The 26,355-nt window shown below is 43.3% G+C and carries 23 protein-coding genes and 1 riboswitch; of the genes, 14 read left to right on the forward strand and 9 right to left on the reverse strand.

What is annotated here, in order from left to right:
* Positions 1–3: 3 nt before the first annotated feature.
* A complete protein-coding gene (locus H8698_RS10790; protein WP_249313497.1) occupies positions 4–513 on the reverse strand; it encodes a folate family ECF transporter S component in 510 nt (169 codons plus the stop codon).
* Positions 514–587: 74 nt separating this feature from the next.
* A riboswitch (THF riboswitch) is annotated at positions 588–693 on the reverse strand.
* A gap of 283 nt (positions 694–976) precedes the next feature.
* Here H8698_RS10790 and H8698_RS10795 point away from each other — a divergent pair.
* The 4 genes from H8698_RS10795 to H8698_RS10810 all read left to right on the forward strand — a co-directional run bounded on the left by H8698_RS10795 (position 977) and on the right by H8698_RS10810 (position 7,035).
* The gene (locus H8698_RS10795; protein ID WP_249313498.1) at positions 977–2,170 is read left to right on the forward strand and encodes a copper amine oxidase N-terminal domain-containing protein; all 1,194 of its coding nucleotides are present in this window, start codon (positions 977–979) and stop codon (positions 2,168–2,170) included.
* Between the two features lie 63 nt (positions 2,171–2,233).
* Positions 2,234–3,061, forward strand: coding sequence for a dockerin type I domain-containing protein (locus H8698_RS10800; RefSeq protein ID WP_249313499.1), 828 nt, complete (start codon positions 2,234–2,236; stop codon positions 3,059–3,061).
* Positions 3,062–3,223: 162 nt separating this feature from the next.
* Positions 3,224–4,486 (forward strand): glycosyltransferase family 2 protein, encoded by a 1,263-nt coding sequence (locus tag H8698_RS10805; RefSeq protein WP_249313500.1) that lies wholly within the window; start codon positions 3,224–3,226, stop codon positions 4,484–4,486.
* A gap of 38 nt (positions 4,487–4,524) precedes the next feature.
* Positions 4,525–7,035, forward strand: a complete 2,511-nt coding sequence (locus H8698_RS10810; protein WP_249313501.1) for a GDSL-type esterase/lipase family protein — start codon at positions 4,525–4,527, stop codon at positions 7,033–7,035.
* Between the two features lie 108 nt (positions 7,036–7,143).
* Here H8698_RS10810 and H8698_RS10815 read toward each other — a convergent pair whose 3' ends face one another.
* The gene (locus H8698_RS10815; protein ID WP_177679033.1) at positions 7,144–7,392 is read right to left on the reverse strand and encodes a helix-turn-helix domain-containing protein; all 249 of its coding nucleotides are present in this window, start codon (positions 7,390–7,392) and stop codon (positions 7,144–7,146) included.
* 105 nt (positions 7,393–7,497) lie between these two features.
* Between H8698_RS10815 and H8698_RS10820 the strand changes: the two genes are divergently transcribed.
* Both H8698_RS10820 and H8698_RS13525 read left to right on the forward strand, forming a co-directional pair.
* Positions 7,498–7,833, forward strand: coding sequence for a TM2 domain-containing protein (locus H8698_RS10820; RefSeq protein WP_249313502.1), 336 nt, complete (start codon positions 7,498–7,500; stop codon positions 7,831–7,833).
* 61 nt (positions 7,834–7,894) lie between these two features.
* Positions 7,895–8,176 (forward strand): DUF2752 domain-containing protein, encoded by a 282-nt coding sequence (locus H8698_RS13525; protein ID WP_430393579.1) that lies wholly within the window; start codon positions 7,895–7,897, stop codon positions 8,174–8,176.
* Between the two features lie 66 nt (positions 8,177–8,242).
* On the opposite strand, the gene H8698_RS10825 is transcribed toward H8698_RS13525, so the two are convergent.
* The 4 genes from H8698_RS10825 to H8698_RS10840 are packed head-to-tail and all read right to left on the reverse strand — an operon-like array spanning position 8,243 to position 11,440.
* Positions 8,243–8,704 carry a pyridoxamine 5'-phosphate oxidase family protein gene (locus tag H8698_RS10825; RefSeq protein WP_249313503.1) on the reverse strand — a complete coding sequence of 154 codons (462 nt, stop codon included), beginning with the start codon at positions 8,702–8,704 and terminating at the stop codon, positions 8,243–8,245.
* 16 nt (positions 8,705–8,720) lie between these two features.
* Positions 8,721–9,377, reverse strand: a complete 657-nt coding sequence (locus H8698_RS10830) for a pentapeptide repeat-containing protein (protein WP_249313504.1) — start codon at positions 9,375–9,377, stop codon at positions 8,721–8,723.
* A 17-nt stretch (positions 9,378–9,394) separates the two neighbouring features.
* Positions 9,395–9,901 (reverse strand): DNA-3-methyladenine glycosylase, encoded by a 507-nt coding sequence (locus tag H8698_RS10835; RefSeq protein ID WP_249313505.1) that lies wholly within the window; start codon positions 9,899–9,901, stop codon positions 9,395–9,397.
* Between the two features lie 12 nt (positions 9,902–9,913).
* Positions 9,914–11,440 carry a lipopolysaccharide biosynthesis protein gene (locus H8698_RS10840; RefSeq protein ID WP_249313506.1) on the reverse strand — a complete coding sequence of 509 codons (1,527 nt, stop codon included), beginning with the start codon at positions 11,438–11,440 and terminating at the stop codon, positions 9,914–9,916.
* A gap of 212 nt (positions 11,441–11,652) precedes the next feature.
* Here H8698_RS10840 and H8698_RS10845 point away from each other — a divergent pair, with 212 nt between their 5' ends.
* The 6 genes from H8698_RS10845 to H8698_RS10870 all read left to right on the forward strand — a co-directional run bounded on the left by H8698_RS10845 (position 11,653) and on the right by H8698_RS10870 (position 16,227).
* On the forward strand, positions 11,653–12,471 hold the full coding sequence (locus tag H8698_RS10845; protein ID WP_177680189.1) for a transporter substrate-binding domain-containing protein: 819 nt from the start codon (positions 11,653–11,655) through the stop codon (positions 12,469–12,471).
* 78 nt (positions 12,472–12,549) lie between these two features.
* Positions 12,550–13,245, forward strand: coding sequence for an amino acid ABC transporter permease (locus H8698_RS10850; protein ID WP_177680188.1), 696 nt, complete (start codon positions 12,550–12,552; stop codon positions 13,243–13,245).
* Positions 13,246–13,266: 21 nt separating this feature from the next.
* Positions 13,267–14,067: an amino acid ABC transporter ATP-binding protein gene (locus tag H8698_RS10855; protein WP_283245458.1), complete on the forward strand. Its 801-nt coding sequence runs from the start codon at positions 13,267–13,269 to the stop codon at positions 14,065–14,067.
* Positions 14,067–14,357: a YerC/YecD family TrpR-related protein gene (locus tag H8698_RS10860; protein ID WP_249313507.1), complete on the forward strand. Its 291-nt coding sequence runs from the start codon at positions 14,067–14,069 to the stop codon at positions 14,355–14,357. Before H8698_RS10855 ends, H8698_RS10860 begins: the two co-directional genes overlap by 1 nt.
* 158 nt (positions 14,358–14,515) lie before the next feature.
* The gene (locus H8698_RS10865) at positions 14,516–15,424 is read left to right on the forward strand and encodes an ABC transporter permease (RefSeq protein WP_177680186.1); all 909 of its coding nucleotides are present in this window, start codon (positions 14,516–14,518) and stop codon (positions 15,422–15,424) included.
* A 5-nt stretch (positions 15,425–15,429) separates the two neighbouring features.
* Positions 15,430–16,227, forward strand: a complete 798-nt coding sequence (locus H8698_RS10870) for an ABC transporter ATP-binding protein (protein ID WP_177680194.1) — start codon at positions 15,430–15,432, stop codon at positions 16,225–16,227.
* A 50-nt stretch (positions 16,228–16,277) separates the two neighbouring features.
* Here H8698_RS10870 and nifJ read toward each other — a convergent pair whose 3' ends face one another.
* The 3 genes from nifJ to aroQ all read right to left on the reverse strand — a co-directional run bounded on the left by nifJ (position 16,278) and on the right by aroQ (position 21,326).
* On the reverse strand, positions 16,278–19,793 hold the full coding sequence (gene nifJ, locus H8698_RS10875) for a pyruvate:ferredoxin (flavodoxin) oxidoreductase (protein ID WP_249313508.1): 3,516 nt from the start codon (positions 19,791–19,793) through the stop codon (positions 16,278–16,280).
* Positions 19,794–20,185: 392 nt separating this feature from the next.
* Positions 20,186–20,896, reverse strand: coding sequence for a ComF family protein (locus H8698_RS10880; RefSeq protein ID WP_249313509.1), 711 nt, complete (start codon positions 20,894–20,896; stop codon positions 20,186–20,188).
* Positions 20,886–21,326: a type II 3-dehydroquinate dehydratase gene (gene aroQ, locus H8698_RS10885; RefSeq protein WP_249313510.1), complete on the reverse strand. Its 441-nt coding sequence runs from the start codon at positions 21,324–21,326 to the stop codon at positions 20,886–20,888. Before aroQ ends, H8698_RS10880 begins: the two co-directional genes overlap by 11 nt.
* Positions 21,327–21,501: 175 nt before the next feature.
* On the opposite strand from aroQ, the gene pyrG reads away from it, so the two are divergent.
* Together pyrG and H8698_RS10895 are read left to right on the forward strand one after the other, a co-directional pair.
* Positions 21,502–23,118 carry a CTP synthase gene (pyrG, locus tag H8698_RS10890; protein ID WP_177680265.1) on the forward strand — a complete coding sequence of 539 codons (1,617 nt, stop codon included), beginning with the start codon at positions 21,502–21,504 and terminating at the stop codon, positions 23,116–23,118.
* 264 nt (positions 23,119–23,382) lie between these two features.
* A complete protein-coding gene (locus H8698_RS10895; protein WP_249313511.1) occupies positions 23,383–26,244 on the forward strand; it encodes an S-layer homology domain-containing protein in 2,862 nt (953 codons plus the stop codon).
* Positions 26,245–26,355 lie beyond the last annotated feature (111 nt).

A 26,355-nucleotide genomic window follows, 5' to 3' on the forward strand; every position in this document is an offset into this window, starting at 1 on the left:
ATGTTAATTTCTAATTTTTTCAACTCTTGCGCCGACATATTTCCACAGATATTGAATCATAACAATTTTTACCGGAATCATCACAAGCGCATTAATGCTTCGGCCGGTCAGTGCAACCGGGAACGTCATACTGGTATAAATATAATACCACAGCGCGCCTAGAAATGCGTCAATTACAATTGCCTGCAGAATGACACATGCCGCAATGTTTTTGCAGCTTTTTTTCCGACCGTACAGAAACAGCCCGTAGGTAAGGCCGTAAAGCGCGGCGGAAAGCCCAAACCCGGGCCAATAGCCGGCGCCCTGGATTACCGCGCCCAAAACGTCTGCAACCAAGGCACTGATGGTGCCAACAACCGGGCCATACAGCATGGAGCCAAAGGCAATGGGAAGAAATCCAAATCCAATGCGCACGGGCCCGACTGTAACTGACAAAAACCGCGTAATGACAATGTTTAACGCAACCAGCGCAGCTGCACCTGCCAAAGTGCTTACCGTAAAATGCTTTTTCATTTGGCTGAACCTCCTTTTCACATAAAATTTTTCGCTGCAAAAAAAGAGGCGAAACGCCAAAATTTTTATATTGCAGCAGCGGAATGCGGAAAAGACACCGCAAGCAAAACAAAATTGCTTTTCGTGCGGGCGACAACTTCCCGTTCGCCTGCCACTTAACGCGTCAGTTCCTACTCTGCTTTTTGTAATTTCTTAATGCAAAAAACTACATACCTTATTATAATATATTTAATAAGGGTTTGTCTATAGAAAAAAATAAAAAAATTCGTTGTTTCATAAATAAACGTTGTAATTTTGCACAAATTATATGTTTTCTTTTTGGCAGATTGTTACAGATATAAAATTTAATAATTTTTTTTCAAAAAACAGTAGATTTTTTGTGAAAGTTATGTTAAAATAGATGTAGTTATAAACAAAAGGATGTTTATTTTACAATTTTGGTTTGTTGTAAAGGAGGAGACGTATGACAAACTTACTAAAGAAAGCTCTTTCCGTGTGCATGGCGGCTACAATGCTGGTTACAGCATCCTGCATAACAGTTTTGGCGGAGGACACACAAGACATTGCACCGGCAGCGGACGAAGTGAAAAACGAAGCAAAAGTGAAGTTCACAATCGGCGAACCGGATGAAAACGGTATTTTTACAGCAAAGCTGTCTTTACATAATTTAAAGTTTGTATCGTTGCAGTTTTCGTTTAATTTTAATAAGGATGTAATTAAGGCAGTTGATGCTGAAGGAAATCCAACAGATGATTTTAATGAGTTTGCTGTTTGTAATCCAGCTAAAGTAGAAGGAACTAATCAAGAACTAACCCAGGTCAAAACGACAGTTTCAAATGCAATCGGTGTCTTTGGTATTATTTCTTATATAAAGGTCGATACAGAAGACCGTTTGATACATGTAGATGAAAATGGTTGTGTTTTGTATGAGTTTCGATTTAAAAAAGTTGGGGAAGGAAATAATTTTGGATTTGCATTAGCAGATAATCCGGTAACGGGAAATGGAAAGGATGCCATTGTTTATGATGGCCGAGACCTATCCTTTACATTTGAATTTATTTATCCTGAAGAAAGCAAGGAACAGAGTAGTTCAAATTATTATCCTGATGTCCCGGACACGAATCATGTAGCTACACCGGAAGAACTTAAAAGGGAAAGACGTAAGGGAACAGTGGTATTGCAGGTAAACAATTATGCTGTCTCCGTTGAAGGCATAATAAAATGGGTTGACAAAGATAATAAGAATGTGGTACCATATATAGAGAATGACAGAACAATGGTTCCCTTAAGATTTATCAGCGAAACTTTCGGCGCAGATGTTGAATGGATTCCTGAAACAAGGACAATTGAAATTGCACTTGAGGATACAAAAATTACGATGCAGCTTGATAACAGGGATTATCAAATCAACGGTGAAACCAAGGCAATGGATACTGTTCCGGTTATTCGGGAGGACAGAACGTTTGTTCCTATCCGGTTTGTATCAGAGGCTTTGGAAAAAGCGGTTTACTGGAATGGCACCACCGGCGTTGTTGTCGTAGCGCCGCTGAACAATCCGTGGGACGATACGGACAGCCTTTCTCAGGAGCTTATGACACAGACACTTCTAGCACTGAAATGGCTTGGCGATGAGGCATATTCCCATTTGAAAAACTAACTGGTTCATTATTAAAGTAAAAATATAAATTTATTTATTTAAAAATGAAAGGGGAAAACGAAAATGAAAAAAATGATTAGCTTTATTTTAGCCGCAGCTATGTCGGCTATGGTAGCAGTACCTGCGTTTGCTGCAGCACCTGAAGCAGACACAGTAAGGGATGGGGAAAATGCTAAAACATGGACAACATCCGGTAAGCATGATGATTTTAAAGACAAAATGATGACCATGATTGCTTATGCTCCTAACGAAAACGGGGAAATTACAGTTGACAGCATTCAGTACATTGACCAGACCACGGCAGATGCTTCTGGAGCATATTCTTTTGACAGCTACATGCCAAAAGTTTTACCAACGGCAGGTGATTACACTGTAAAAGTTGGCAGCGAGGCCCGGGACAGTGCAGTCGATGCTGGTATAATTGAGCAAATTGCAGTATCGGAAGTTCCAATTACTGGTACAATAAAAACACAAAACAAAGCGGCAACAGCTACAGTTAGCTTCTGCCAGCCAGGCACAACAGAATCTATTGTTTCCGCAGAAACAATAGAGGACGTATTTACTGTAAATGTAGCTCCTGGAACATATGATGTAATTGTTTCACGTGTTGGTTATTTGAAATATACAATAACAAACGTTGTAATTTCAGAATCTTTTGAACTCGGTTCATTTGAATTAGAAGCAGGTGACGTTGATGGAAATGGTTCTGTTACAGGAAGTGATATTGGTGATGTTGTTTTAGGTATTGCGAAGTCCACAGGTCAGGCAGGATATAAAGAAGCTGCTGACTTTGACGCAAACGGTACTATTACAGCAAGTGATCTTGGTGCAGTTGTATTAACTATTGCTCACACAGACAAAACCGTTGACTTTGCAGATATCAACAAATAATTAAAAAAACTAATATTAAGCTTTTAATAAGTCGGCCTGACAATTAAGGTCGGCTTATTTTTTATTTTAATATGTAATACAATCCATTGACAAACACCGATGAATATAGTATTATAATAATGATAAGTTGTGTGTTATTCTAAACAGGAGAAATTATTTATCATGAATTTAAATTTAGAAATCGTTCCTTATATTAACTATATTTTTGCGGTAATTTTTATTTTATGCGTTGGATATCAGTTCATTTACATCTTTGTCCCCTTTATGAAAGGCGGCAGAAAGCTTAAGACAAAGAAAATGTATCATTATGCTGTTCTGATTCCTGCCCGCAACGAAGAAAAGGTTATTCCGCATTTAATTGCCAGTATTAAGGGACAAACCTACCCGTCTGACATGATTGACATTTTTGTAATTGCCGACAACTGCACGGACAACACGGCGAAAGCCGCACTGGAGGCCGGAGCTTTCTGCGTTTATCAGCGGGATAACAAAGAGTTGGTGGGGAAAGGCTATGCCCTTGATTTTGCATTGGCCAAAATCCGTGAGGATTATCCCGACAATGACTATGCAGGTTATTTTGTTTTTGATGCGGATAATCTTTTAGATGAACGCTATATTGAAGAAATGAACAAAATGTTTTCCAATGGAAAACGCATCATCACTAGTTACCGCAACACAAAAAATTATGGAACCAGCTGGGTTTCAGCCGGATGCTCTTTGTGGTATCTGCGCGAGTCCAGATTTTTAAACCACCCTCGCACACTTTTGAATACCAGCTGTGCCATCTCTGGTACGGGTTTTTTAGTGCACCGTGAGGTTTTGGAAAAGGTTGGGGGCTGGAAGTTTTTCTTATTAACAGAAGACATTGAATTTACCCTGCACCATGTATTGGAGGGCGAATGTATTTCCTATTGCGACAAAGCAGTTCTTTATGATGAACAGCCGGTGAAGTTCAAACAGTCTTGGCGTCAGCGAATGCGTTGGACAAAGGGTTCCATGCAGGTTACGCAGAAATATTTTTTCAAAATGGTAAAAGGTATTTTTACCGGCAAGGGCTTTGCATGCTTTGACTTAGCTGTTGCAACAATGATTCCGCTTATTCTAACAGTTTTGGCATTCGCGGTTTATGTGGTATTTATTACGCTGGGCCTGATTTTTAGACTGAATGTTGACGTAATTCTACGTTCGCTTTTGGAAACCTTTGTTAACTCCTATTTTATGCTTTTGGGAATTGGCGCGGTTACAACCATCAGCGAGTGGACAAAAATTTTTGCTCCAATGCGGAAAAAGATTTTATATACGTTTACATTCCCGTTTTTTATGCTGACGTATATCCCGATTACAATTGTAGCACTGTTCACGAAAAATGTTTCTTGGAAACCGATTTACCATTTAGAAGCAAAATCGTTAAATGATGTAAGATAAATAATGATTTATTCTTAGATACAAAAGGAGACGAGAAAATGAAGAAATCAAAATCTATGTTGTGTTTGTTGCTTTCCTTGTTGATGATTTTTTCCTTATGCAGTGTGGTATCTGCTGAGGAAGTTGAAGCCAACCAGTGGGAGGCAACCCAAAAGGTAGTTGTCAGAGGGAAGTTGTCGGCAAACAATGCCGGCGAAGAAGTGACGCTTGTGCTTTTTAAAAACGGAGAGGACTCTGTGTCGCAATCCTCCATTGGCTATATCGGCCAGCAGACGATTGCAGAAGACGGTTCTTACGCATTTTCGTTTAAATTTCAGGGAGATGCATCGCAGTATACGGCAAGACTGAACATGAACGGTAAAAATGTTGATAAGTCCATTACCTCGGCATCCGTGGAAAGCGAAATTATCAGCGCTACGGTTTCGGCGAAGTATAACTTTTCAACGGTAGACATTGCGGTTGAAATGGAAAACTATTTTGGTTTGGCAGACAAGCCGTATGTGATTATTGCCGCGGCTTACAGCGAAGCGGGAGCACTTATCTCCACCGAATCGGTTCAATCCGGTATGATTGCAAACGGAGTATCCTCTGAAGATGCACAAATTAGTATTCCCGAAAATGCCGCAAAGGTAAAAATATTTGTGTGGAGCGATTATGCACGTGCGCTGCCATATGGAGACCTGGCAACGGTGTCTGTTGCAGGAAACGAGCCGGCTGCAGTGCATTTTATTGGCGACAGCCGCGGCATGACACATGCCGAAGAGGACAGTTTCCCGGTTCAGGGCTGGAGCTATTTTTTAGATGAAATATTTAACAGTAACATTACAGTGTATGATCATTCTGCAGAAGGCGCAACTGCTGCAAGCTTTATTTCCTCCGAGAAATGGGATGCTGTAAAAGCAGAACTTGCAGAGGGCGACTATGTTGTGGCTGCACTTGGATATGAAGATGCAATGAGCAACACGCCGGTGATTGAAATGGAAACGGCGCTTGAAACTTTACAGTCAGATGCAGAGACAAAAGGTGCCGAAGTAATCTTTACAACACCTGTTCCCACAGCGGGAACCGCTGATGAGAACAGTAATCTGACAGTTTACAGCGAAGCCATTCAATCGGTTGCAGAAAAAACACATGCGGTTTGTGTTGATGTGAATGGTCTGGTGAAAAAACAGTTTAGCAACCCGGAATTGGGATATCAGCCCTATGATTTATATTATATTTCACCGGCGGCCAAAACCCATTATACACAGTTTAAAGGGTTGTCGGCAAAGGTAGAGGCGCTGCTTTCTGCGGGCGACACTGCTATTTTGAATGAACGCGGTGCAAAGCTTGTTGCAGATAAATTTGCCCAGGGGCTTGCGTCCTGTACAACATCGTTAACCGGTTATTTAGTCGATTTCACAGATGCCAAAGCAAAGCCGGTTCGTTACCGCGAAATCCCACAGCTTTCTTACACAGATTCGAAAGGATCCGAAATTAAGGCAGTATTATTTTACGGAATGCCATATCATGGCTCTGAGTCTGAAGTATTTGCGTATGTTGGCGTTCCTGCCGGTGCGTCAGAGACGAACCCTGTGCCATCTATGGTGCTTGTTCACGGTGCTGCCGGCCACGCCTATAAAGATTGGGTTGAGCTTTGGTGCAGCAAGGGCTATGCGGCGATCTCCTTCTATTGGAGAGAGCCAAGCTCCGACTATGATCATAAGCTTGCGGACGGGGTTACACCGGTGGACTATTACGCAGGCCCCAGAAGGTCGGATATCAGCACATCTGTTTTAACCGGCGACAAGGCAGACCATTTCATGGTGCATGCAACGTCTGATATTTCCCTTGCATATAACTTAATCAACTCCCTGCCTGAAGTGAAAAAGGGCGAAACGGGAATTACAGGCATATCTTGGGGCGGCATTATCTCCAGCCGCGGCATTGGCGAGGACACACGGTTTAAATTTGCAATGCCTGTTTATGGGTGCGGCAACTTAACGCTCTCTACTGGTTCTATCCATCCGGACAGCATTTACGACGGGAAATACACCTTTGCAAACACAGTGAAAGCCGGTATGCCGGTATTCTGGATTAACGGTTCCAACGACACGTTCTTCTCGCTGCACGCCACATCACAGTGCTCATATGAAACGCTGTCACAGCTATGTATCAAGAACAACAATGGGTCCCACTCACAGCAGCATGGTTCGGGATCGACTGGAGATATTCCTGAGCTGTTCGCATATGCCGACTACATGCTCAAGGACGGTACGGCCCTGCCGACTGTCAGCAAGCTTACCATGAACGGCCGTGCGGCAAGCTTCTCATATGAGTCGCCGATTTCCATCACGTCGGTAAAACTGTGGTATAATACTACTGGGATTGTATATGGGAATGGAATTGGCAAGCCGGGCACAACAGCTTGGACGTCTGTAAATATAACGCAGACAGCAGATGGCAATATTACTTATACTGTGCCGGACGATGCGGTTGGCATTTATTTTGAAGTGAAAGACGCAAACGGTCTTTGCAGAACAACGGACTATATTGAATTGAAAAAATAAAAACAAAAAATGCAGTTTTGAACGATAAAAGGCTATGCAATGTGTGCATAGCCTTTTTTGTTGCTGTTTCCTATTGTGATACGATAACATCTGTTTGGGAGCGGCATTTTATTCTTCCAGCAACTCGTCACATGAGGTTTTGAAGGTTTCAGCAAGCGCCTTCAGTTCAATGTCCGTTACAAACCGCTCTCCGCTTTCAATCCTCTGAACAGCGTTTTTATCTACATCAATCCCTTTCATCTGCAAACATTCGGCAAGAATTCGCTGTGACATTTTTGGGGTATGCTGCTTTCGTAATACGTATATTTTTTCGCCGCAAATGTTATTTTTTCCCTTTGATGATTTATTTTTAAACATAAACTGCCTCCTTTTGACATTTAGTGCTTGACAAAAATATCTTAACATGATATGATATAGATAATGACATTCACTAAATGTCAAATGATGAATGAGGTGTATATTATGGATCAACAAAAAGTCGATATGTTTATTATGACCAATCAGAAATTTTTTCCTGCAGAAAAAATTATGTATTTAAAAGACAAATTAAGAACAATGGATGAAGAAAAATTTTCATTGATTTCCACCATTGATTTTAAAGACCCTACCACCATCCTTCTTGTATCCATATTTTTAGGGAGCCTTGGGATTGACAGATTTATGATTGGGGATACCGGCATGGGAATTTTAAAATTATTAACGCTTGGTGTTTGTGGAATTTTGACAATTGTAGACTGGTTTTCTATTTCAAAAAAAGTAAAAGATTTAAATTTTAATAATGTTATGTCACTTATTTAATAAAAAGAATATTACCGTTGTCCTGCCAGCATTAAAACAATGTTTATTAATCTTGTTATTAATGGGCTTATGCATATGGTTTCAGTTTCCATGTATTTTTTATAAAATTACTGCAATTCCCTGCCCAACCTGCAAGATGACACGCGCGTTATTATCTTTATTAAAGGGTGATATCCGTGCATATGCCACGTATAATGTAATGGCGCTTCCGATTGCCATTGCGTTTGTAGGACAGATATGGAATACATGTTATGGGAAATATAAAAAATGTTTTCATTATTATACGATTATTATTTTGACAATAAATTTATTTTATTATTTTGCCAGACTATTAAATATATGAAAAGGCGAACCGTATTATCGGAATTAATTCCGATAATACGGTTCGCCTTTGTTCATTATAAAATTTTTAAACCGTTCTTCGTTTGCCTGTTACGGAATCCAACGTGATTTTATACACCGTTAAAATGTTTGTGACAGACTGGTCAAAAGGAAATCCTTCATAGCCACAGTGAGCAAGAAGAAGCCTGAGCCCGTGCATCATTTCGTCTCCATAAACCTTTTCCGCCGTGCCATAGCCAATGATGCTCTCGTAGACGGTGGTAACGCTTCGCTCTGTTTCAGCAAAGCCGTGGCAAATGTCTGCTTCCACACAGACCTTATTGCTTTGTGCAATCAGGTCATGCTTTTTCCCCTCCTGTGCGCCGTGTATGTAAATGACAATTTTTCCGTTCGCCGTTTCATACCCGAAGGACAGCGGAACAACATAGGGGTATTCCTGCCCGAAAAGCCCTAATCGAATGGTGTCGCACCGGTTTAAAACGTCTGTAATTTCTTCAAATGATTGAATTTCCCGTTGGCTTTTTCGCATGTTAACTCTCTCCTTTTTATAAATCTTCCACAATGACGCCTAACAGCCGCGCCAAATCTACCGCCTGCGCCGCGTTTACCTTTGCGCCTTGCAGCTCAAAAGGAGGGCTTGATAAAACCGGCCCGGCAAACTCATTTTTTGCAAAGTCAACTCCTGCAAGGGGCGTTTTAAAAAAATTTATTTTAATCAGCCTGGAATTTTGAAATTCCGTCTGTTTTAAACTGGATTCGGCAAAAGAGCTTTCCGTTAGGTCTGTTTCGCGAAACAAAACGTTGGTCAGCTTCGTGCCGCCAAAATCTGCAAACTGAATGTTAGACTGTAAAGCTGCAACATGCTTTAAAACAGAACCGTGAAAGTTGGTGCCAATGCATTTGCAGAACTGAAACTGGCAGCGTTCGAAATAGGCGTCTTGCAAATTGCTGTTTGAAAAATTACAGTTTTGAAATTTGCAGTCGTAAAAGCTTGTCTTCTCAAAGATGCAGCGTTCAAAGGTACAACGTTCAAAAACGGCGCCGCTAACCTCTAATTTAAAAAAGTCTTGTTCATTCTCTGTTTGATCCGCCACATAAATTCCGGTGATCGGGGATTCCTCTGTCATGCAGCTTGCTGCGGCAGACGCAAAATCTGCAAGCTCTTGTAAAGCCAATGGAACTTTTGGGTTTAAAATGTTCATTGCTCCCTCCAAAGCGTTTATTTTATAACAAACCGCCACAGCTTGTTTCGGTATTCCGCCGTGGCATAATCTATTCCAATGCGTTTTGTTGCTTTGAACTTCGGCTTTGCGCCGTCGTCTTCAATCCAAATGCGGTTTGAGCTTAAGAAGCTTACACCATTCAGCGAATGGTCGATTTTCATTGCCCTTGTAAGCCTGCCCGGCCCGTTAAAGCCTTCAACGGCGCGAATTAAAACCGCCTGGGGGAAATCACGCGGTCCTGTAACCACGTTTAAAAGATTATGGATGCCGTAGCACAAGTAAATATAGGCGATGCCGCCTTCTTCATACAGGACGTTTGTCCGTTTGGTTCTGCCGCTCCTGGCGTGGCAAGCCGTATCAGATTCTCCGAAATAGGCTTCAGTTTCTGTAATGCGCCCGAACGTCACGCGGCCCTCTTCTGTTTGATGATATAGCACCTTTCCCAACAGCGCAGGTGCGGCAGTCAGCGCCGTCTGCAAATAAAAATCCTTTAACAGTTTCATTTTTTCACCACTTTATCTGTGTCTGGTTAAAATATTTATCAGCCACCGGCGTTCCCCTTTGTTTAGCACAAGAAATATTCCCAAAAACACCGATACAATGGATACAGCGAGGAACATGATAATAAAATTCATCCAGCCGGTTATGTAAAACAGTTGTTTTATGGCGAAAAACAAAACCGTCATGGTAACAATCAGCAACACAGTTTTAAAAATTGGTTTATAAAATGTGCTCTTTGCAAGCTTTAAACACTTTGCCGCAGCTTGGGGCAGGAAGAACACAGACATTAACACATTATACAGCACGCTCGTTCCCACAATGATGAACATGCGGGTGGTCCTATCCTGCACCACAGCCATAGAGATGAAAACGGTGATAATGGAAAGGGCAGCAGTAATGAAAAGCCCCAGAGCAGAAGTTTTTACGCGGTTGGTTACGGTGAAGACATTCCAAAGATTTTGCGTGGAAAGGGAAAATACAAACGCCGCGCCGGCGACAGCGGAAAGAAGCCACAACAGGTTTGCGTCTTCCGTGGGCGTCCAGAGCCTGTAAAATGCGTCGCCGAAAACCCCCAGAATGACAATGGGAATTGCGGCGAGAATTCCAAGCAGTTTAATGGAGAAAACACCGTTTTCTGCAATTTTTTTCATATCGCCCTTTGCATATTCTTCCGTAATTCGCGGTAAAAATACGCTGGATAGAATAACAAAAACAGAAAAACATGTGTTGGGCATGGCTTTGGAAACAGACACCACGCCCATTTCCGACTTTCCTACAAACAGATTCACCAGCACCAGGTCTAATCCGGTGGATAAAATAGTTGCAATTTTTGTCAGGCAGTTCCAGCTTCCCGAGGCAAACAGGGTTTTTACTGCGCCTTTGTCAAAATATTTTTTTGAAACCGTAAGATTTGGAAGATATTTTTTTGTATAATAAAAATTGGTGATGAACACATATAGCGTTAAAATACAATAAGAAACGCCGACATAATAGACTTTTGGCGGAAAGAGTGCGTAGCACGCCACCAAAAACAGCGCCCTTAACCCAACAGATTCCGCACTGCGAAAGGATTCTTTGTCAATTCTGTTTTTCGCAAACAGGGCAACAGAAAAAGAGGAGCTTTGAACGCTGATTAAAAAGTTGATGAACACAAAAGACCACAGCAGCCGCACGTCTGTTAAAATCTCTTTCGAGATGTGCAATAGCTTGTCCAGAAAAATAACAACACCGCCAAAGGGCAGGAGCAAAATCAGGCACATGAGAAAATTGACAATCATAACAGAGGAAAAGTATTGGTTCGCTTTTTCTTCGTCCCCCTTGTGCAGACTGATGGCAATAAACCGCAGGGCCATGGAGTTCAGGGCCACCGTGGCAATTCTTGCGCAGTCTACAAAATCGTTGGCCAGGCCTACGAAGCCATATGCCTCGCTGCCCACATGCTGAATGATGTAGGGCGTAAGAAAAAAGCTTATCAGCAGGTTTAATCCCAGACTGAAAGCTTTGGCGGCCATATTTTTTGCAAAGCGTTTGCTCTCTCCCACAATTCGCGCCCCTTTCCTATATTATAACTATATCAAATTTTATTTCATTCGTCAAGTGTTATAGAAATTGAATAAAATGATGGGCTAAATATATGTTAAATTTGTGCAATAAGTCAAAATTGATGTCTTTTTTTAAATTACTCTTGACTTTATTGCGCTAAAGTGGTAAAGTAATAGGTGTTGAGATTAAATTTATGCAAGGAGAATGTAAAATGAAATTAAAAAAATTAGCAGCACTTACGTTATCAGTACTTATGGCAGGTGCCTTATTTGCCGGCTGTGGGTCAAAACCGGCAAACGCGCCAGCGTCTTCTGCTCCCTCTGGAGAATCTGACCTTAGCTATATCACAGATAAGGGCAAAATGATTATTGGTATTACCGATTATGAGCCTATGGACTATAGAGACGCTAACGGCGAGTGGACCGGGTTTGACGCTGAATTTGCAAAGGCTGTTTGTGAAAAGCTTGGCGTTGAGCCGGAATTTATTGAAATTGACTGGGATAACAAAGCCCTGGAGCTGGACGCGAAGTCAATCGACTGCGTATGGAACGGCATGACACTGACAGAAGAAGTTGAGAAAGCAATGGAATGCACAGACGCATATGTTGAAAATTCACAGGTTGTTGTAATGGCAAAGGACAAGGTTGATTCGTTTCAAGATGCTGACAGCATGAAAGAACTGAAATTTGTTGCAGAAGCTGGCTCTGCCGGCGAGAAGGCAATTAAAGAAGCTGGGCTTGACGCGGCTTATACAGCTGTTGGAACACAGACCGACGCTTTAATGGAAGTTGCTTCCGGTTCCTCCGATGCCTGCGTAATCGACATTACTATGGCAAATGCAATGACAGGAGAAGGCACAAGCTATGCAAACTTAAAAGGCGGCATTGCCCTGACAACAGAAGAATATGTTATCGGCTTTAGAAAAGGCTCAGATGCTGCGAAGAAAGTAAACGAGCTGATGGCTGAAATGAAGGCAGACGGTACATTGGAAGCTTTGGCTTCAAAATATGAGCTGACGCTTGCAAAATAAGCAGTTACAGAATTTGCAGAGCAGACAGTGTTTTGTCTGCTCTGCTTTTATCATTTTTTAAAATGAGGGAATAAACTTATGTTTTTAACGGTTACCATGTCCCTTTTAGAGGGATTTTCCACGACGTTTAAAATCTTTTTTTTAACGCTTGTTTTTGCGCTGCCGCTGGGACTCATTATCAGCTTTGGTTCCATGAGCAAAATCAGGCCCATTAAATGGCTTGTTAAAACCTTTGTTTGGATCATTCGCGGCACGCCGCTGATGCTTCAGCTTATTGTGATTTATTACGGCCCGGGCATGATTGGAAACTGGGCTCAGGGTTTGGACTACTCCAATTTTTTGGTGGAGTTCATTGCCTCATGGAAGGTTTTCGACCGATTCGTGGCGGTTATGATTGCGTTCGTTATCAACTATGCCTGTTATTTTTCTGAGATTTACCGGGGCGGAATTGAGTCGATTGCGAAGGGCCAGTATGAAGCGGGCCAGGTTTTGGGCATGACAAAACCGCAGATTTTTTTCCGCGTGGTGCTGTTTCAGGTAATCAAGCGGATTGTACCGCCCATGAGCAACGAAATTATTACCCTAGTGAAGGACACCTCTTTAGCAAGAATTATTGCGGTGTATGAAATTATCTGGTCGGCACAGGTTTACATAAAGTCGGCAGGCCTTTTGTGGCCCCTGTTTTACACAGGCGCATTTTATTTGCTGTTCTGCGGCCTGCTCACCATTTTGTTTGGCAAGCTGGAAAAGAAACTGGATTATTACAAGGGTTAAAAGTCGGAGGAATGTTTGGCTATGGCAATTTTAGAAATTAAAAATTTAATGAAAAGCTTTGACAAAACCGAAGTTTTAAAGGACGTTTCCTTTTCCATGGAGCCGGGCGAGGTTGTGTCGGTGATTGGCTCGTCGGGAAGCGGAAAAACCACACTTTTGCGGTGCATCAACTTTTTGGAAAAGGCAGATAAAGGCCAGATTGTTTTAAACGGCGAGGTTATTTTTGACGGGGCGGAAAAAAAGCGCATGTCAAATGATGAAATCCGGAAAAAGCAGCTTAAGTTTGGGTTTGTCTTTCAGTCCTTTCACCTGTTTCCGCAATACAGCGCCTTAGAAAACGTGGTGCTTGCGCCGAAGCTTTTGGCAAAGGAGCGTCCTGATTTTAAAGAAAACAAAAAGGCCATTTATGAAGAAATTGAGCAAAAGGCAAAGTCGTTAATGGACAGGGCAGGCCTGTCGGCAAAATATGACAACTATCCATGTGAGCTGTCCGGCGGACAGCAGCAGCGGGTAGCCATCTGCCGGGCGCTGGCGTTAAACCCTGAAATTATGCTGTTTGACGAGCCTACGTCTGCCTTAGACCCTGAAATTACCAATGAGGTGTTAAAGGTAATCAAATCGTTGGCAGACGATGGCATGACCATGATTATTGTGACCCACGAAATGTATTTTGCAAAAAATATTTCAGACCGGATTATTTTTATGGATAACGGCGTAATTGCAGAAGAGGGAACGCCGAAACAGATTTTTGAGGAGCCGAGAAACGCGCGTACCCGGGAGTTTATTGCAAGCTTTGCTTCCCAGAGGGGCTCGGTGTTGTAATGGAGCATTTAAGCGAAGAGGAATTAAATTTTTTGTATGATGTGATGCTGTCGCTGAAAAACAGGGAAGAATGCAAGCAGCTGTTCAGCGATTTGTGCACAGTGCGGGAGCTGTCGGCCATGGCCCAGCGGCTTTCTGTGGCTAGGCTGCTAAAGCAGGGGAAAACGTTTACGGAAATTGAAGAGGAAACGGGAGCTTCCAGCGCGACCATTGCGCGGATTAACCGGTGCCTCCACTATGGTTCTGGCGGATATTCTCTGGTGCTCGACAAGCTTACTGCTGAAGGTTAAGGGAGAATAATTTCATCTTGACAATTCTGCCGCTTCGTGCTATGATAAAGATTGAGCATAGCGCAGATGAGATGAGATTTGATAGCCTAGAAATAATTTATATCAGTGTTGTTTAAAGTCTGCCTGTGGCAGACTTTTGTTGTTTTGGAGGAAAAATTATGTTCATTCAAATCATTGGATCCCTTCAGCTGGGGCTTTTATACGCCGCCATGGCAATGGGGGTGTTTGTTACGTTCCGCATTTTAGACATTGCCGACCTGACTGTTGACGGAAGCTTTGTCACAGGCATGGCAACGGCGGCGGTGGTGACCATTGCGGCAAACAATCCGGTTTTAGGAATTTTGGCAGGCACCGCGGCCGGCGGACTGGCGGGGCTGATTACCGGCTTGCTTTTAACTAAGGTGAAGGTGCCGCCGATTTTGGCAGGCATTATTACTATGACGGGACTTTACAGCATTAACATGTTTATTATGGGTGAAAAGTCGAACCTTTCCTTAGTGGGGCAAGAAACTGTTTTTACCTGGGTTTGCAAAGCTTCGCCCTTAAATGATGAGATTGATAAGCTGATTTTATCGGCCCTTATCATTGCCGCGGTGGCAGCGATTTTGGCGGTGTTTTTTAAAACCCGCCCGGGCATGGCAATCCGCGCCACCGGAGACAATGAGGAAATGGTGCGCTCGTCTTCAATTAATGCAGACGTTTCAAAATGTTTGGGAATTGTAATTGCAAATGCCTGCGTTGGGCTTTCCGGGTCCTTAATCTGCCAGTATCAAATGTTTTCCGATGTGGGATATGGCACCGGCATGGTCGTAATCGGCCTGGCGTCCATCATCATCGGCGAGTCTATCTGCGGCCGGCGCGGCGTAGGCGTTGGAATTCTCTCGGCGTGTGTGGGTTCAGCGGTTTACCGTATTATCATTGCTCTTGCCCTGCGGTTTGAAATTTTCCCATCCTATGCCTTAAAGCTCATTTCTGCAGTGATTGTTGCGCTTTCCATTGCAATTCCCACAGCGAAAAAGGCAATTGGCAACGCAAGGATGAAATCCCAGAGGAGGAACGTGCAATGAACGACATGCTGGTGTTAAACAATATCAAGAAAATATTTTTTAAAGGGACGGTTAACGAAAAAGTAGCCCTTGAAAATTTAAACCTAAACGTTGCCCCCGGCGACTTTGTCACCATTTTGGGCTCCAACGGCGCAGGAAAGTCCACCATGTTCAACGCTATTTTGGGAGCATATCCGGTGGAGGAGGGAAACATTTTTTTAGACGGCGAGGACATTACGTTTAAAAAGGATTATAAGCGCGCGTTAGACATTGGCTGTATTTATCAGGATCCCATGCGCGGCACCAGTCCCCACATGACCATTGAAGAAAACTTGTCCCTGGCTTACACCAGAAAAGCGAAACGCTCGTTCTTTGCGGTGAATAAGCACGACAGCGCCTATTTCAAAGAATTGCTGGCAACGCTGGATTTAGGGTTGGAGAACCGTATGAAAACCCAGATTGGCCTGCTTTCCGGCGGGCAGCGCCAGGCGGTATCGCTTTTGATGTCTACCATTGCCGGGCCAAAGCTTTTGCTGTTGGATGAGCACACGGCGGCCTTAGATCCTGCAACCGCCAAAAAGGTTTTAAAAATTACAACGGAGATTGTTACGAAAAATAAAATAACCACCATGATGATTACTCACGACATGAATTATGCCCTTTCCTGCGGCAACCGCACCATTATGATGGACGAAGGGCAGATTATTTTAGACATCAAAGGCGAGGAACGCGCCAGCATGACGCCGGAGGGATTGGTTGAGCTATTCTCGGCTGAGCGGAAAAAGCAGCTTACCAACGACAGAATGATGTTTTCCATGCAGTAGAAAAACAAAAAAGCCCCGCGTAATTTACGCGGGGCTTTCCATATGTCTGTTTATTCAGCCATTTTTTTGTAGGTTTCGTATCTTTCCAGCAAGTCTTTTTCAGCTTTTGTGAAGAGTTCCTCTGCAACATCAGGATATGCCTGCTTGAGCATGAGGTATCTGTTTTCACCCTCCATGAATTCACGAACGGTGCCCTTGGGCTCTTTCGAGTCAAGAACAAACGGATTTTTGCCCTCTTCTTTCAGCTCAGGATTAAATCTCCACAAGTGCCAGTAACCGGTTTCAACCGCCTTTTTCTCTTCGGCGATGGAGTTTGCCATGTTACCCTTAGACTTAATTCCGTGGTTGATACACGGTGCATATGCAATAACCAAAGATGGGCCCGGATAAGCTTCCGCTTCTTTAATAGCCTTAATGGTCTGTGCCGGGTTTGCGCCCAGGGCAATCTGTGCAACATATACATAGCCATAGGTTGTGGCAATCATGCCCAAGTCTTTCTTTTTCACTTTCTTACCGGAAGCCGCAAATTTTGCAACTGCTGCCGTCGGTGTGGCTTTGGAAGACTGGCCGCCTGTGTTGGAGTAAACTTCGGTGTCTACAACAAAGATGTTGATATCTTCACCGGAAGCAATTACGTGGTCTAAACCGCCGTAACCAATGTCATATGCCCAGCCGTCGCCGCCGAAGGCCCAGTTGGAACGTTTTACTAAGAAATCAGTTCTGTCGGCAATGTCTTTCACGCCGGGAACAGACATGTCTGCGTCTTTTATCAGCGCTTCAATTTCTTTTGCAGCGGCTTTCGATGCGTCTGCATCGTTCATACCTTCAATCCATGTCTTAAATGCATCGGCAAGCTTGCCGTCAACGCCTGCTTCAATGGCTTCTTCCATTTTAGCCTTTAATGTAGCTCTGATTTTTCTAACGGCAATTGCCATACCCAAGCCATACTCTGCGTTGTCTTCAAACAGCGAGTTTGCCCAAGCCGGGCCTTTGCCCTCTGCATTTGTTGCATACGGCATAGAAGGTGCGGAACCACCCCAGATTGACGTACATCCGGTTGCGTTTGCAATCATCATTCTGTCGCCGAAAAGCTGGGTGATGAGCTTGATGTAAGGTGTTTCGCCGCAGCCAGCGCAAGCGCCGGAGAACTCCAGCATGGGCTGGCAGAACTGCGAACCTTTCACGGTGCCCTTGTTCATTAAATCGTCCTTTACAGGAACTGTCATGGCAAATTCCCAGTTGTGTGCTTCGTCTTCAACAGCCTTATCAACAGGAACCATGGTGAGTGCGCCTACCGGGCAGGTGTTCGGGCAAACGCCGCATCCCAGGCAGTCTCTCGGGGAAACCTGAACGCGGAACTTAAGACCTTTCAGCTGCGGACCGGTTGCATCTTTTGCGTGGAAGGATTCAGGAGCGTTCGCAGCCTCTTCCTCCGTCATCAGCGTCGGGCGGATTGCCGCGTGGGGACAAACTAGAGAGCACATGTTACACTGGATACATTTATCAATGTTCCATTCCGGAACGCTGACAGCAACCGTACGTTTTTCATATTTTGACGTACCCTGCATAAACGTACCGTCTTCCATACCCACAAATGTGCTGACAGGAAGCTTGTTGCCCTGCTGTGCGTTCACCGGCTCAACAATGTTCTTAATGAAATCGGGAACGTTTGCGTCGGCTTCTTTCGCTTCGTCTTTTGCGTCTTTCCAGGAAGCGGGAACGTCAATTTTTACAATGGCGGTTAACGCCTTGTCAACTGCTTCGCAGTTCATGGCAACAATCTTGTCGCCCTTTTTGCCATAGGTCTTTTTAATTGCGTCTTTTAACAGCGGAACGGCTTCCTCAATCGGAATAACGTTTGCAAGCTTAAAGAACGCAGACTGTGTTACCATGTTAATTCTTCCGCCCAGACCAATGGAGGAAGCAATGTCTACAGCGTTTATAATATAGAAGTGAATGTCGTTTTCAGCAATATATCTCTTCATGTGGCCCGGAAGCTTTTCATCCAATTCCTCAGGGGACCAAACGCAGTTTAAGAGGAAGGTGCCGCCCTTTTTCAGGCCCTCCAGCACGTCATACTGATAAATATAAGCCGGTTTGTGGCAGGCGATATAGTCTGCTTCGTCCAGCAGGTATGTAGATTTGATGGGCTTTTTACCAAACCGCAGGTGGGACATGGTTACGCCGCCGGATTTTTTCGAGTCGTAATCGAAATATGCCTGTGCGTAAAGGTCTGTATGGTCGCCGATGATTTTGATGGCGTCTTTGTTCGCACCAACCGTACCGTCGGAACCGAAGCCCCAGAATTTGCAGCGTGTTGCGCCTTCGGGAGCAGCGTTGATTTTTTCTCCCAGGGGCAGTGAAAGGTTTGTAACGTCATCCACAATGCCGATGGTGAAGCCGTTAATCGGCTTTGCAGCATCTAAGTTTGCAAACACTGCGGCAATCTGTGTGGGTGTGGTGTCTTTTGAACCCAAACCGTAACGTCCGCCTAAAATTTCAGGTGCGTCTTTTTTGCCTGTGAACAGGTTGCAGATGTCTAAGTAGAGCGGTTCGCCCAAAGAGCCGGGCTCTTTTGTTCTGTCCAGAACTGCAATTTTCTGAACGGTTTTCGGCAGAACGTCGAAGAAATATTTGGAAGAGAACGGTCTGTAAAGATGAACCTTCACAACGCCCACCTTTTCGCCTCTTGCGTTTAAGTAGTCAACGGTTTCTTCAATTGCTTCACAAACAGAACCCATTGCGACAATCACCTTTGTTGCGTCCGGTGCACCGTAGTAGTTAAACGGCTTATATTCTCTTCCTGTAATCTTTGTAATTTCCTTCATGTAGTCGGCAACAATGTCCGGAATTTTCTCGTAGAAGGTGTTGGAGGCTTCTCTGCCCTGGAAGTAAATATCTGAGTTCTGTGCGGTACCGCGGAGAACCGGGTGTTCCGGGTTCAGTGCGTTGTCTTTAAATGCCTTTAAAGCATCCCAGTCAACTAAGCTTTTTAAGTCTTCATAGTCCATCACTTCAATTTTCTGGATTTCGTGAGATGTTCTGAATCCGTCGAAGAAGTGGAGGAACGGAACTCTGCCCTTAATGGAAGCTAAGTGAGCAACGCCGCCTAAATCCATTGTTTCCTGAACGCTGCCGGAAGCCAGCATTGCAAAGCCGGTCTGGCGGCAGGCCATAACGTCCTGATGGTCGCCGAAAATGTTCAGCGCGTGAGCGGCAAGTGCGCGGGCGCTTACGTGGAACACGGTGGGGAGCAATTCGCCCGCAATCTTATACATATTCGGAATCATCAATAAAAGTCCCTGTGATGCAGTGAACGTAGTTGTCAGAGCACCACCCTGAAGGGAGCCGTGAACAGCGCCTGCAGCGCCTGCTTCAGACTGCATTTCAACAACTTCAACCGTTTCGCCGAAGATGTTCTTGAGTCCGTTCGCACTCCACTGGTCTACATATTCTGCCATTGTAGACGATGGTGTGATGGGATAGATAGCTGCGACTTCTGTAAATGCATAGGCGCAATGTGCAGCGGCGCAGTTACCGTCCATGGTTTTCATTTTTTTAGCCATTTTTATCCTCCTTAAAAGAATAAATTATTTATTTATCATTCATAGTGATAAACATATGAATATATACCTTATTTATTATAGCACAAACAATGATAAATTTCAAACAAAAAATTTTTCTGTTCCGCGAAAAAAACAGCCGTAAATGTGGGAGTTTGAAAATTTTTTTAAAATTTATATACAAAACGTACAAAGCGAGGGAACTTTTTAGCAACATTTCGCGTCTAATTAAACAGAAAGGCAAGTAAGGGAACTGCTGTAAACCCTAATAAAAAGACAAAAAATATAAAAAAATTAACTTGGAGGAACATGAAACAATAAAAGATTTTAGCAACAAAACAGCAAAAGCCAAAAAGTTTTAATGTTCCTTTCATTTTTCGTAAGTATACTTTTATTTAAGAACGCTGCCTGATATCCGTTTTCGCTAAAACGCAGGCAGTAACGCTCTTTGAAACAGCCGAGAGGGTTTTGGCGGCTTCCCGCATGGTTGCGCCGGTGGTGAAAATGTCGTCTACAAGAAGCACTTTTTTCTCGCGGACAGCATCGGGGCTGCTTAAAGCAAACGCCCCGCGAACATTGCGATCCCTTTGGTGCATGTCAAGCTCCGACTGCCGTTCGGTATCCCGGCACTTTTTAAGCGCGTTGGAAACGCAAGGGGCGTGAAATTGTTTGGCAATGTCCTTTGCAATTAATTCCGCTTGATTGAAGCCTCTTTCCCGAAGGCGCTCATTCGACAGCGGAGTAGGAACCACAACATCAAAATCCGTGCAGCCGAAGGAAAGAAGTTGAGCGCACATCATCATTGCAAAAGAAGTGTGCAGGTCAGAACGGCCGCCGAATTTATAGCGGTGCAGCGAGTTGCGCAGGATTCCCTGATAGGAGACACAGGCAACTAACTGGCCGTAAGCGGGACTGTTGCTTAGGCACTTTCCGCAAAGTTCAGCGCCGGAAGGCAGGGGTGCAAAACAGGTCTTGCAAAAAGCGCCCGGTTTTAAAAGAGTTAAATGTTCTTTGCAGGAATTGCAGACAAACCGGTTTCTTCCGGCAGGTTTTTGGCACACTACACAGGGACTTGGAAATAAAAAGGAAAGAATTTTATCGAACATGGTTTTTTATCAGTTCCTCAACAGCCAGCACATATCCCTGTTTGCCCAATCCGCAGATTTGTTTCACGCAAACGGGCTCCAGCACCGATACGCTGCGGAACGGCTCCCTGGCATGAATGTCTGAAAGGTGTACCTCCACACAGGGCACCATAACGGAAGAAATCGCGTCGCGGATGGCGTAGCTGTAATGGGTGTAGGCACCGGCGTTTAAAATAATGCCGTCGCAGGCCTGATAACAGGACTGGATTGCGTCGATAATCGCCCCTTCCGAGTTGGACTGGAAACAGTCTGCCGCAAAGCCCTTTTTCTTTGCCTCGGAAACAACCAGCTGTTCAATGTCCGACAGCGTGTCATGCCCATATATTTCAGGCTGGCGGACGCCCAGCATATTCAAATTCGGACCATGAATCAGTTTTAATTTGTAATACATTTTATCGCCCCTATTCTGAAACGTTAAATTCTCTGTCATTAGCATAACACAGGGAACCCGCGAAATCAATAAAAAAACAATTATTTTGGCGAGAAAGCGAAAAAAATTCTTGACATTGGGGGCGGAACAGTTTAAAATAGATAAGGTAAATATATTTTTAGATGGAGGTGTGTTTATGCTGAAGTACATATTTGTTACCGGCGGTGTTGTGTCAGGTTTGGGCAAGGGAATTACGGCTGCGTCGCTGGGAAGACTTCTTAAGGCGCGCGGATACCGGGTTACCATTCAGAAGTTCGACCCCTATATTAATATTGATCCCGGAACCATGAGCCCTATCCAGCACGGCGAAGTTTTCGTAACAGACGATGGTGCAGAAACAGACCTTGATCTGGGACATTACGAACGGTTTATTGATGAGAATTTAAACGAAAACAGCAACGTTACAACCGGAAAGGTTTATTGGAGCGTTATTAATAAAGAAAGAACCGGCGATTATCTGGGCGGAACGGTTCAGGTTATCCCCCATATCACAAACGAGATTAAAGAGCGGATTTACCGCGCAGGTGCCCACGGCGGCACCGATGTGGTGATTACTGAAATCGGCGGCACCGTCGGCGACATTGAAAGCCTTCCGTTTTTAGAGTCTATCCGGCAGGTGGCAACAGAGGTCGGCAGAGAAAACGTGCTTTACATACACGTTGCGCTCATTCCGTTCCTGGGTAAAAATGGTGAATTAAAGTCAAAACCGGCCCAGCACAGCGTAAAAGAGCTGTTGGGAATTGGAATTCAGCCAGACATTGTGGTCTGCCGTGCAGAGCGTACGCTAGACGACGAAATTATTAATAAATTATCTTTGTTTTGCAACATTTCGCCGGAAGCAGTGATTCCGAATATGGACGCCGACGTGCTCTATGAAGTTCCGCTTATGCTGGAACGGGAAGGCCTGGCAAGGGTTGCGTTAAAGAAATTGGGGCTAAGGGATCCAAAACCAAACCTATACGACTGGGAAAAGTTCGTGGAACGGTCAAAAAACCTGAAAAAAAATGTCACAATCGCACTGGTTGGAAAATATGTTGTTTTGAGGGATGCTTATATCAGCGTTGTTGAATCCTTAAAACACGGCGGCGTGGCAAATAACGCCGATGTGCATATCAAGTGGGTGAACTCGGAGTTTATCACCGAGGAGAATATAGAAGAATGTCTTGGAAATGTGGACGGGATTATCATTCCCGGCGGTTTCGGTGACAGGGGAATTGAAGGAATGGTACTGTCCTGCCGCTACGCGCGGGAAAACGACATTCCGTACTTTGGAATTTGTCTCGGAATGCAGGTCGCTGTCATTGAATATGCCAGAAATGTGTTAGGCTTAAAAACGGCGAACTCAACGGAGTTTGACCCGGGAACGACCTCGCCGGTGATTGACATTATGCCTGGACAGAAAGACATTGATAAGCTCGGGGGCACCATGCGACTGGGAAAATATCCGTGTGTTTTAGACGGGGAATCGGCTGCGTATAGGGCTTACGGCGAAACTGAAATTTCAGAGCGCCACAGACACAGGTATGAAGTCAACAATGCATACCGCGACAGGCTTGAGTCCAAAGGCATGACGTTTTCAGGGAAATCGCCTGACGGTTTGCTCTGTGAAATTACAGAGGTTCCGGCCAACAGCTGGTTTGTGGGCGTTCAGTTCCATCCGGAATTTAAATCCAGACCGAACAGGCCTCATCCGTTGTTTCGTGACTTTATTAAATTCAGCCTGTTAAATAAGGAAAAAGACCGGGAATGTTAGGTTTAGCAATACCGCACATTGTGCGTTTGCATAAAAAAGTTGCAATAAATATGTAATATTTGTAAGATTTTTTACATTTTTATTACAACTGTAAATTTTGCATTGACTATGCCGAAAACTAGTGGTATAATCAGTGTATAGTAATGATGGGCGTATAGCTTGTCGCATCGCCTTTGCTGTTTTTGAAAGAGGAACAGCTTTGGCGAAAACCACATCTCTTTCGATTTTAAATTAAATTTATTATAAGGGAGGATTTGAGACGTTATGAAAAATCTCAAAAAGTTAGTCTCCGTAATTGTTACGGTTGCTATGCTTATCAGCTCATTGGCTGCATTAAGCGTTGGCGCTGCAACAGGACAGTATGGAGACGTACAAGAATCAAATAGCTACTACAAAGCTATTAAAGTTCTTTCCGGTCTTGGTATTGTAGAGGGTGATGATGAAGGCAACTTCAACCCCACAAGCAATATCAAAAGATCAGAAATGGTCGCTATGGTTTGTAGAGCAATGGGCCAAGAAGATGTTGCAAAAGCATCTGGCGGAAGCTCATTTGACGATGTAGCTGCAGATCATTGGGCAGCAGGCTACATTGCATGGGGCGTTGCAGGCGACATCATTTATGGTGTTGGCGACAACAAATTTGACCCCGATGCAAATGTTAAATTCCAGGATGCAGTTGTTATGGTTCTCAGAGCGTTAGGTTATGAAAGAATTGCTCAGAGAAGCGAAAACGGCGGTTATCCCACAGGTTATCTGAAAGTTGCTTCTCAGAGAGGCGTTCTTGCAAGCACAAACTTTGACGGTGCTACAGCTGCTACAAGAGAAGTAGTTGCTCAGGTTATCTACAATGCATTAACCACACCATTGGTAGACGTTTCTTACTATGCGCCGAACCCGAAAGATGACGAATATGTTGTTTACGACGGTAAAAACGGCACAGACTTAAGAACACTTCTTACCTACACAAATGAAATTTATAAGGTAAAAGCTGTTGTAGAAAACACTGCTAAAACGGACGAAAATCTCCGTAAAGATGTTGACAACCCGAAAGCAGAGCTTGATATAATCGGTACATATGATTATTATTGGGACGAAATTTTAGACAATCAGTTCTCTTCTAAAAATTCAACAATTAAACCGTATGCAGGCGAAACCGAAGTTGGCGACTACCTGGGTTACACAGTTGAAGCCTATATCGCTGAGAATGACAATGAAGAATGGGAACTCTTAGCAGTTGTTGTTGACTCTAAGTCGACAGACTCAGAAACTGTTTCTGCTAACTTTGAAGCATATGATGAACAAGAGGGTACATTCGAGTACTATGAAGATCTTAACGATTCAAAAACCGTTAAGATTGATACGAAGACAGGCGATGATCTCTCTGTATACTATAATGGTTCTAAAATTAGTATGAAAGAGATTGAGAAAGAATTTGGTTCTTTAGAAAAATTATTAGTCGATGAAGCAAATTCTATTACGTTCATGGGTCCGAAGAATGATGACTATGACAAAATCTTTGTTACAGACTATTCTTATGCGCAGGTTGATACAGTAAGAGTTGATGAAAGCTTTGTTAAGTTTACTTCAGGCGGTTTATCTTTAGACCCCGATGACAGAGGCAATGATACATTTGTTTATAACCTCTATGACGCTGATGGCAATACAATTACATTAGAAGATGTTCAGGAAGATGATATCTTTAATATTGTCGCTCCGTTAGTTGGTGGTGAGAGAAAGCCGTTAGATGACAATGTTCCTTATATGGATATCTATGTAACAAATGAAACTGTAACAGGAACAGTTGATGAAGAAGTAGAGAAAGATTACAAATACATGATTGCAGGCGAAGAATATATCATTGATAGAAACGCAACCCTCAAGGTTGGTGATGAAGGTATCTTCTATATCACAATTGACGGCCTTGTATTTGATTCTGACGCTGCTTCTGTAGTAAACAAGAATTATTCCTTTATCGTTACATATGGTAATGATATAGTTTTCAGTGTTAAAACACATATGCTCAAGCTGTTTACTGCTGACGGTGCTCTTGAGACCTACACAGTAGCTCCCACTTTAAAGGTTTATGATGGGGATGAATTTAAAACCTATAAGAGAAATGACAAAACTCAGGATGCGTTCTTCGAAACGATTGAAGATTTAGTTGCTGATGAAACAACGAAAGAAGCTGCAATAGCTAAGCTTGGTGAGAGAATTGTTACATTTAGGACCAATGACAGTAATGAAATTACAGAGCTTAGATTTGCAAAGCAAGGTGCTAATTTTAATGTAGCATCTTCTGACAGCTATAAATATAATGAGGACACACAGGTATTTGGTAGCTGGGATTTAAATGATGATTCCAAACTCTTTGTTGCTCCGGTATCAGATATTGCTACCAATGCTTACAATGTAGATGAAGATGATCTTGAAATTGCTTCATTCTCTTCTTTAGACGAAGATAAGAATGGTGGATATTCTGCATTCTTATACACCTTTGATAGAGACGAGTACCTTGGTGCGGCACTTGTTAGTGAAGAAATTGATGGTACACTGAAGAAGTCTCACTTAGCTGTTGTTAAGACAAGATCTACAGGTCTTGATGCTGACGGTTCAGACATTGATAAATACACATTCGTTCAGAGCGGCGAAACCATTACAATGGGCGTTGATTATGACGAGATGGACGCAGTTAAAACAATGGATACAGGTGACGTTTTCCGTTACACCAAGAATGGTGATGGTGAAATCAAGAAGACAAACTTCATCTATGATGCATCAACAAGAAGCTTTGATGCTGGCGATTTCACTTATGCTAAGTATGATGAAAATGATGTTGCAATTGTTTACGGTGAAGTAACAGACATCAGAAGCAATAAGATGACTGTTGATGCTGTAGGTGTAGACGTTGAAGGCGGCCTGAAACTTACGTTGAATGAAACAGATGGTAACACCTATGCTTTAGTTGACGAAAGCAGATTGACCAGCACAAACAAATCTGCAGCTGTTAAAGCTTTGGGTAGCTCTGCAAATATCAAATCTTCTTATGGAAGCAATGAATACTTTGTTGTAGCACTTATTGGTGAAACAACACGATATGAAGACTGTGTACAGATTTTGCACAAATAAGTTTAATTAGATTTTATAATCTGAGAAAGAGGATACTTCGGTATCCTCTTTTTTTTACGCAATTTCAAAAGAAAATCTGTATATTCCAGTTGAACTTTACATCATTTATGT

This window comes from Congzhengia minquanensis (assembly GCF_014384785.1).
Classification (GTDB): Bacteria; Bacillota; Clostridia; order UBA1381; family UBA9506; genus Congzhengia; species Congzhengia minquanensis.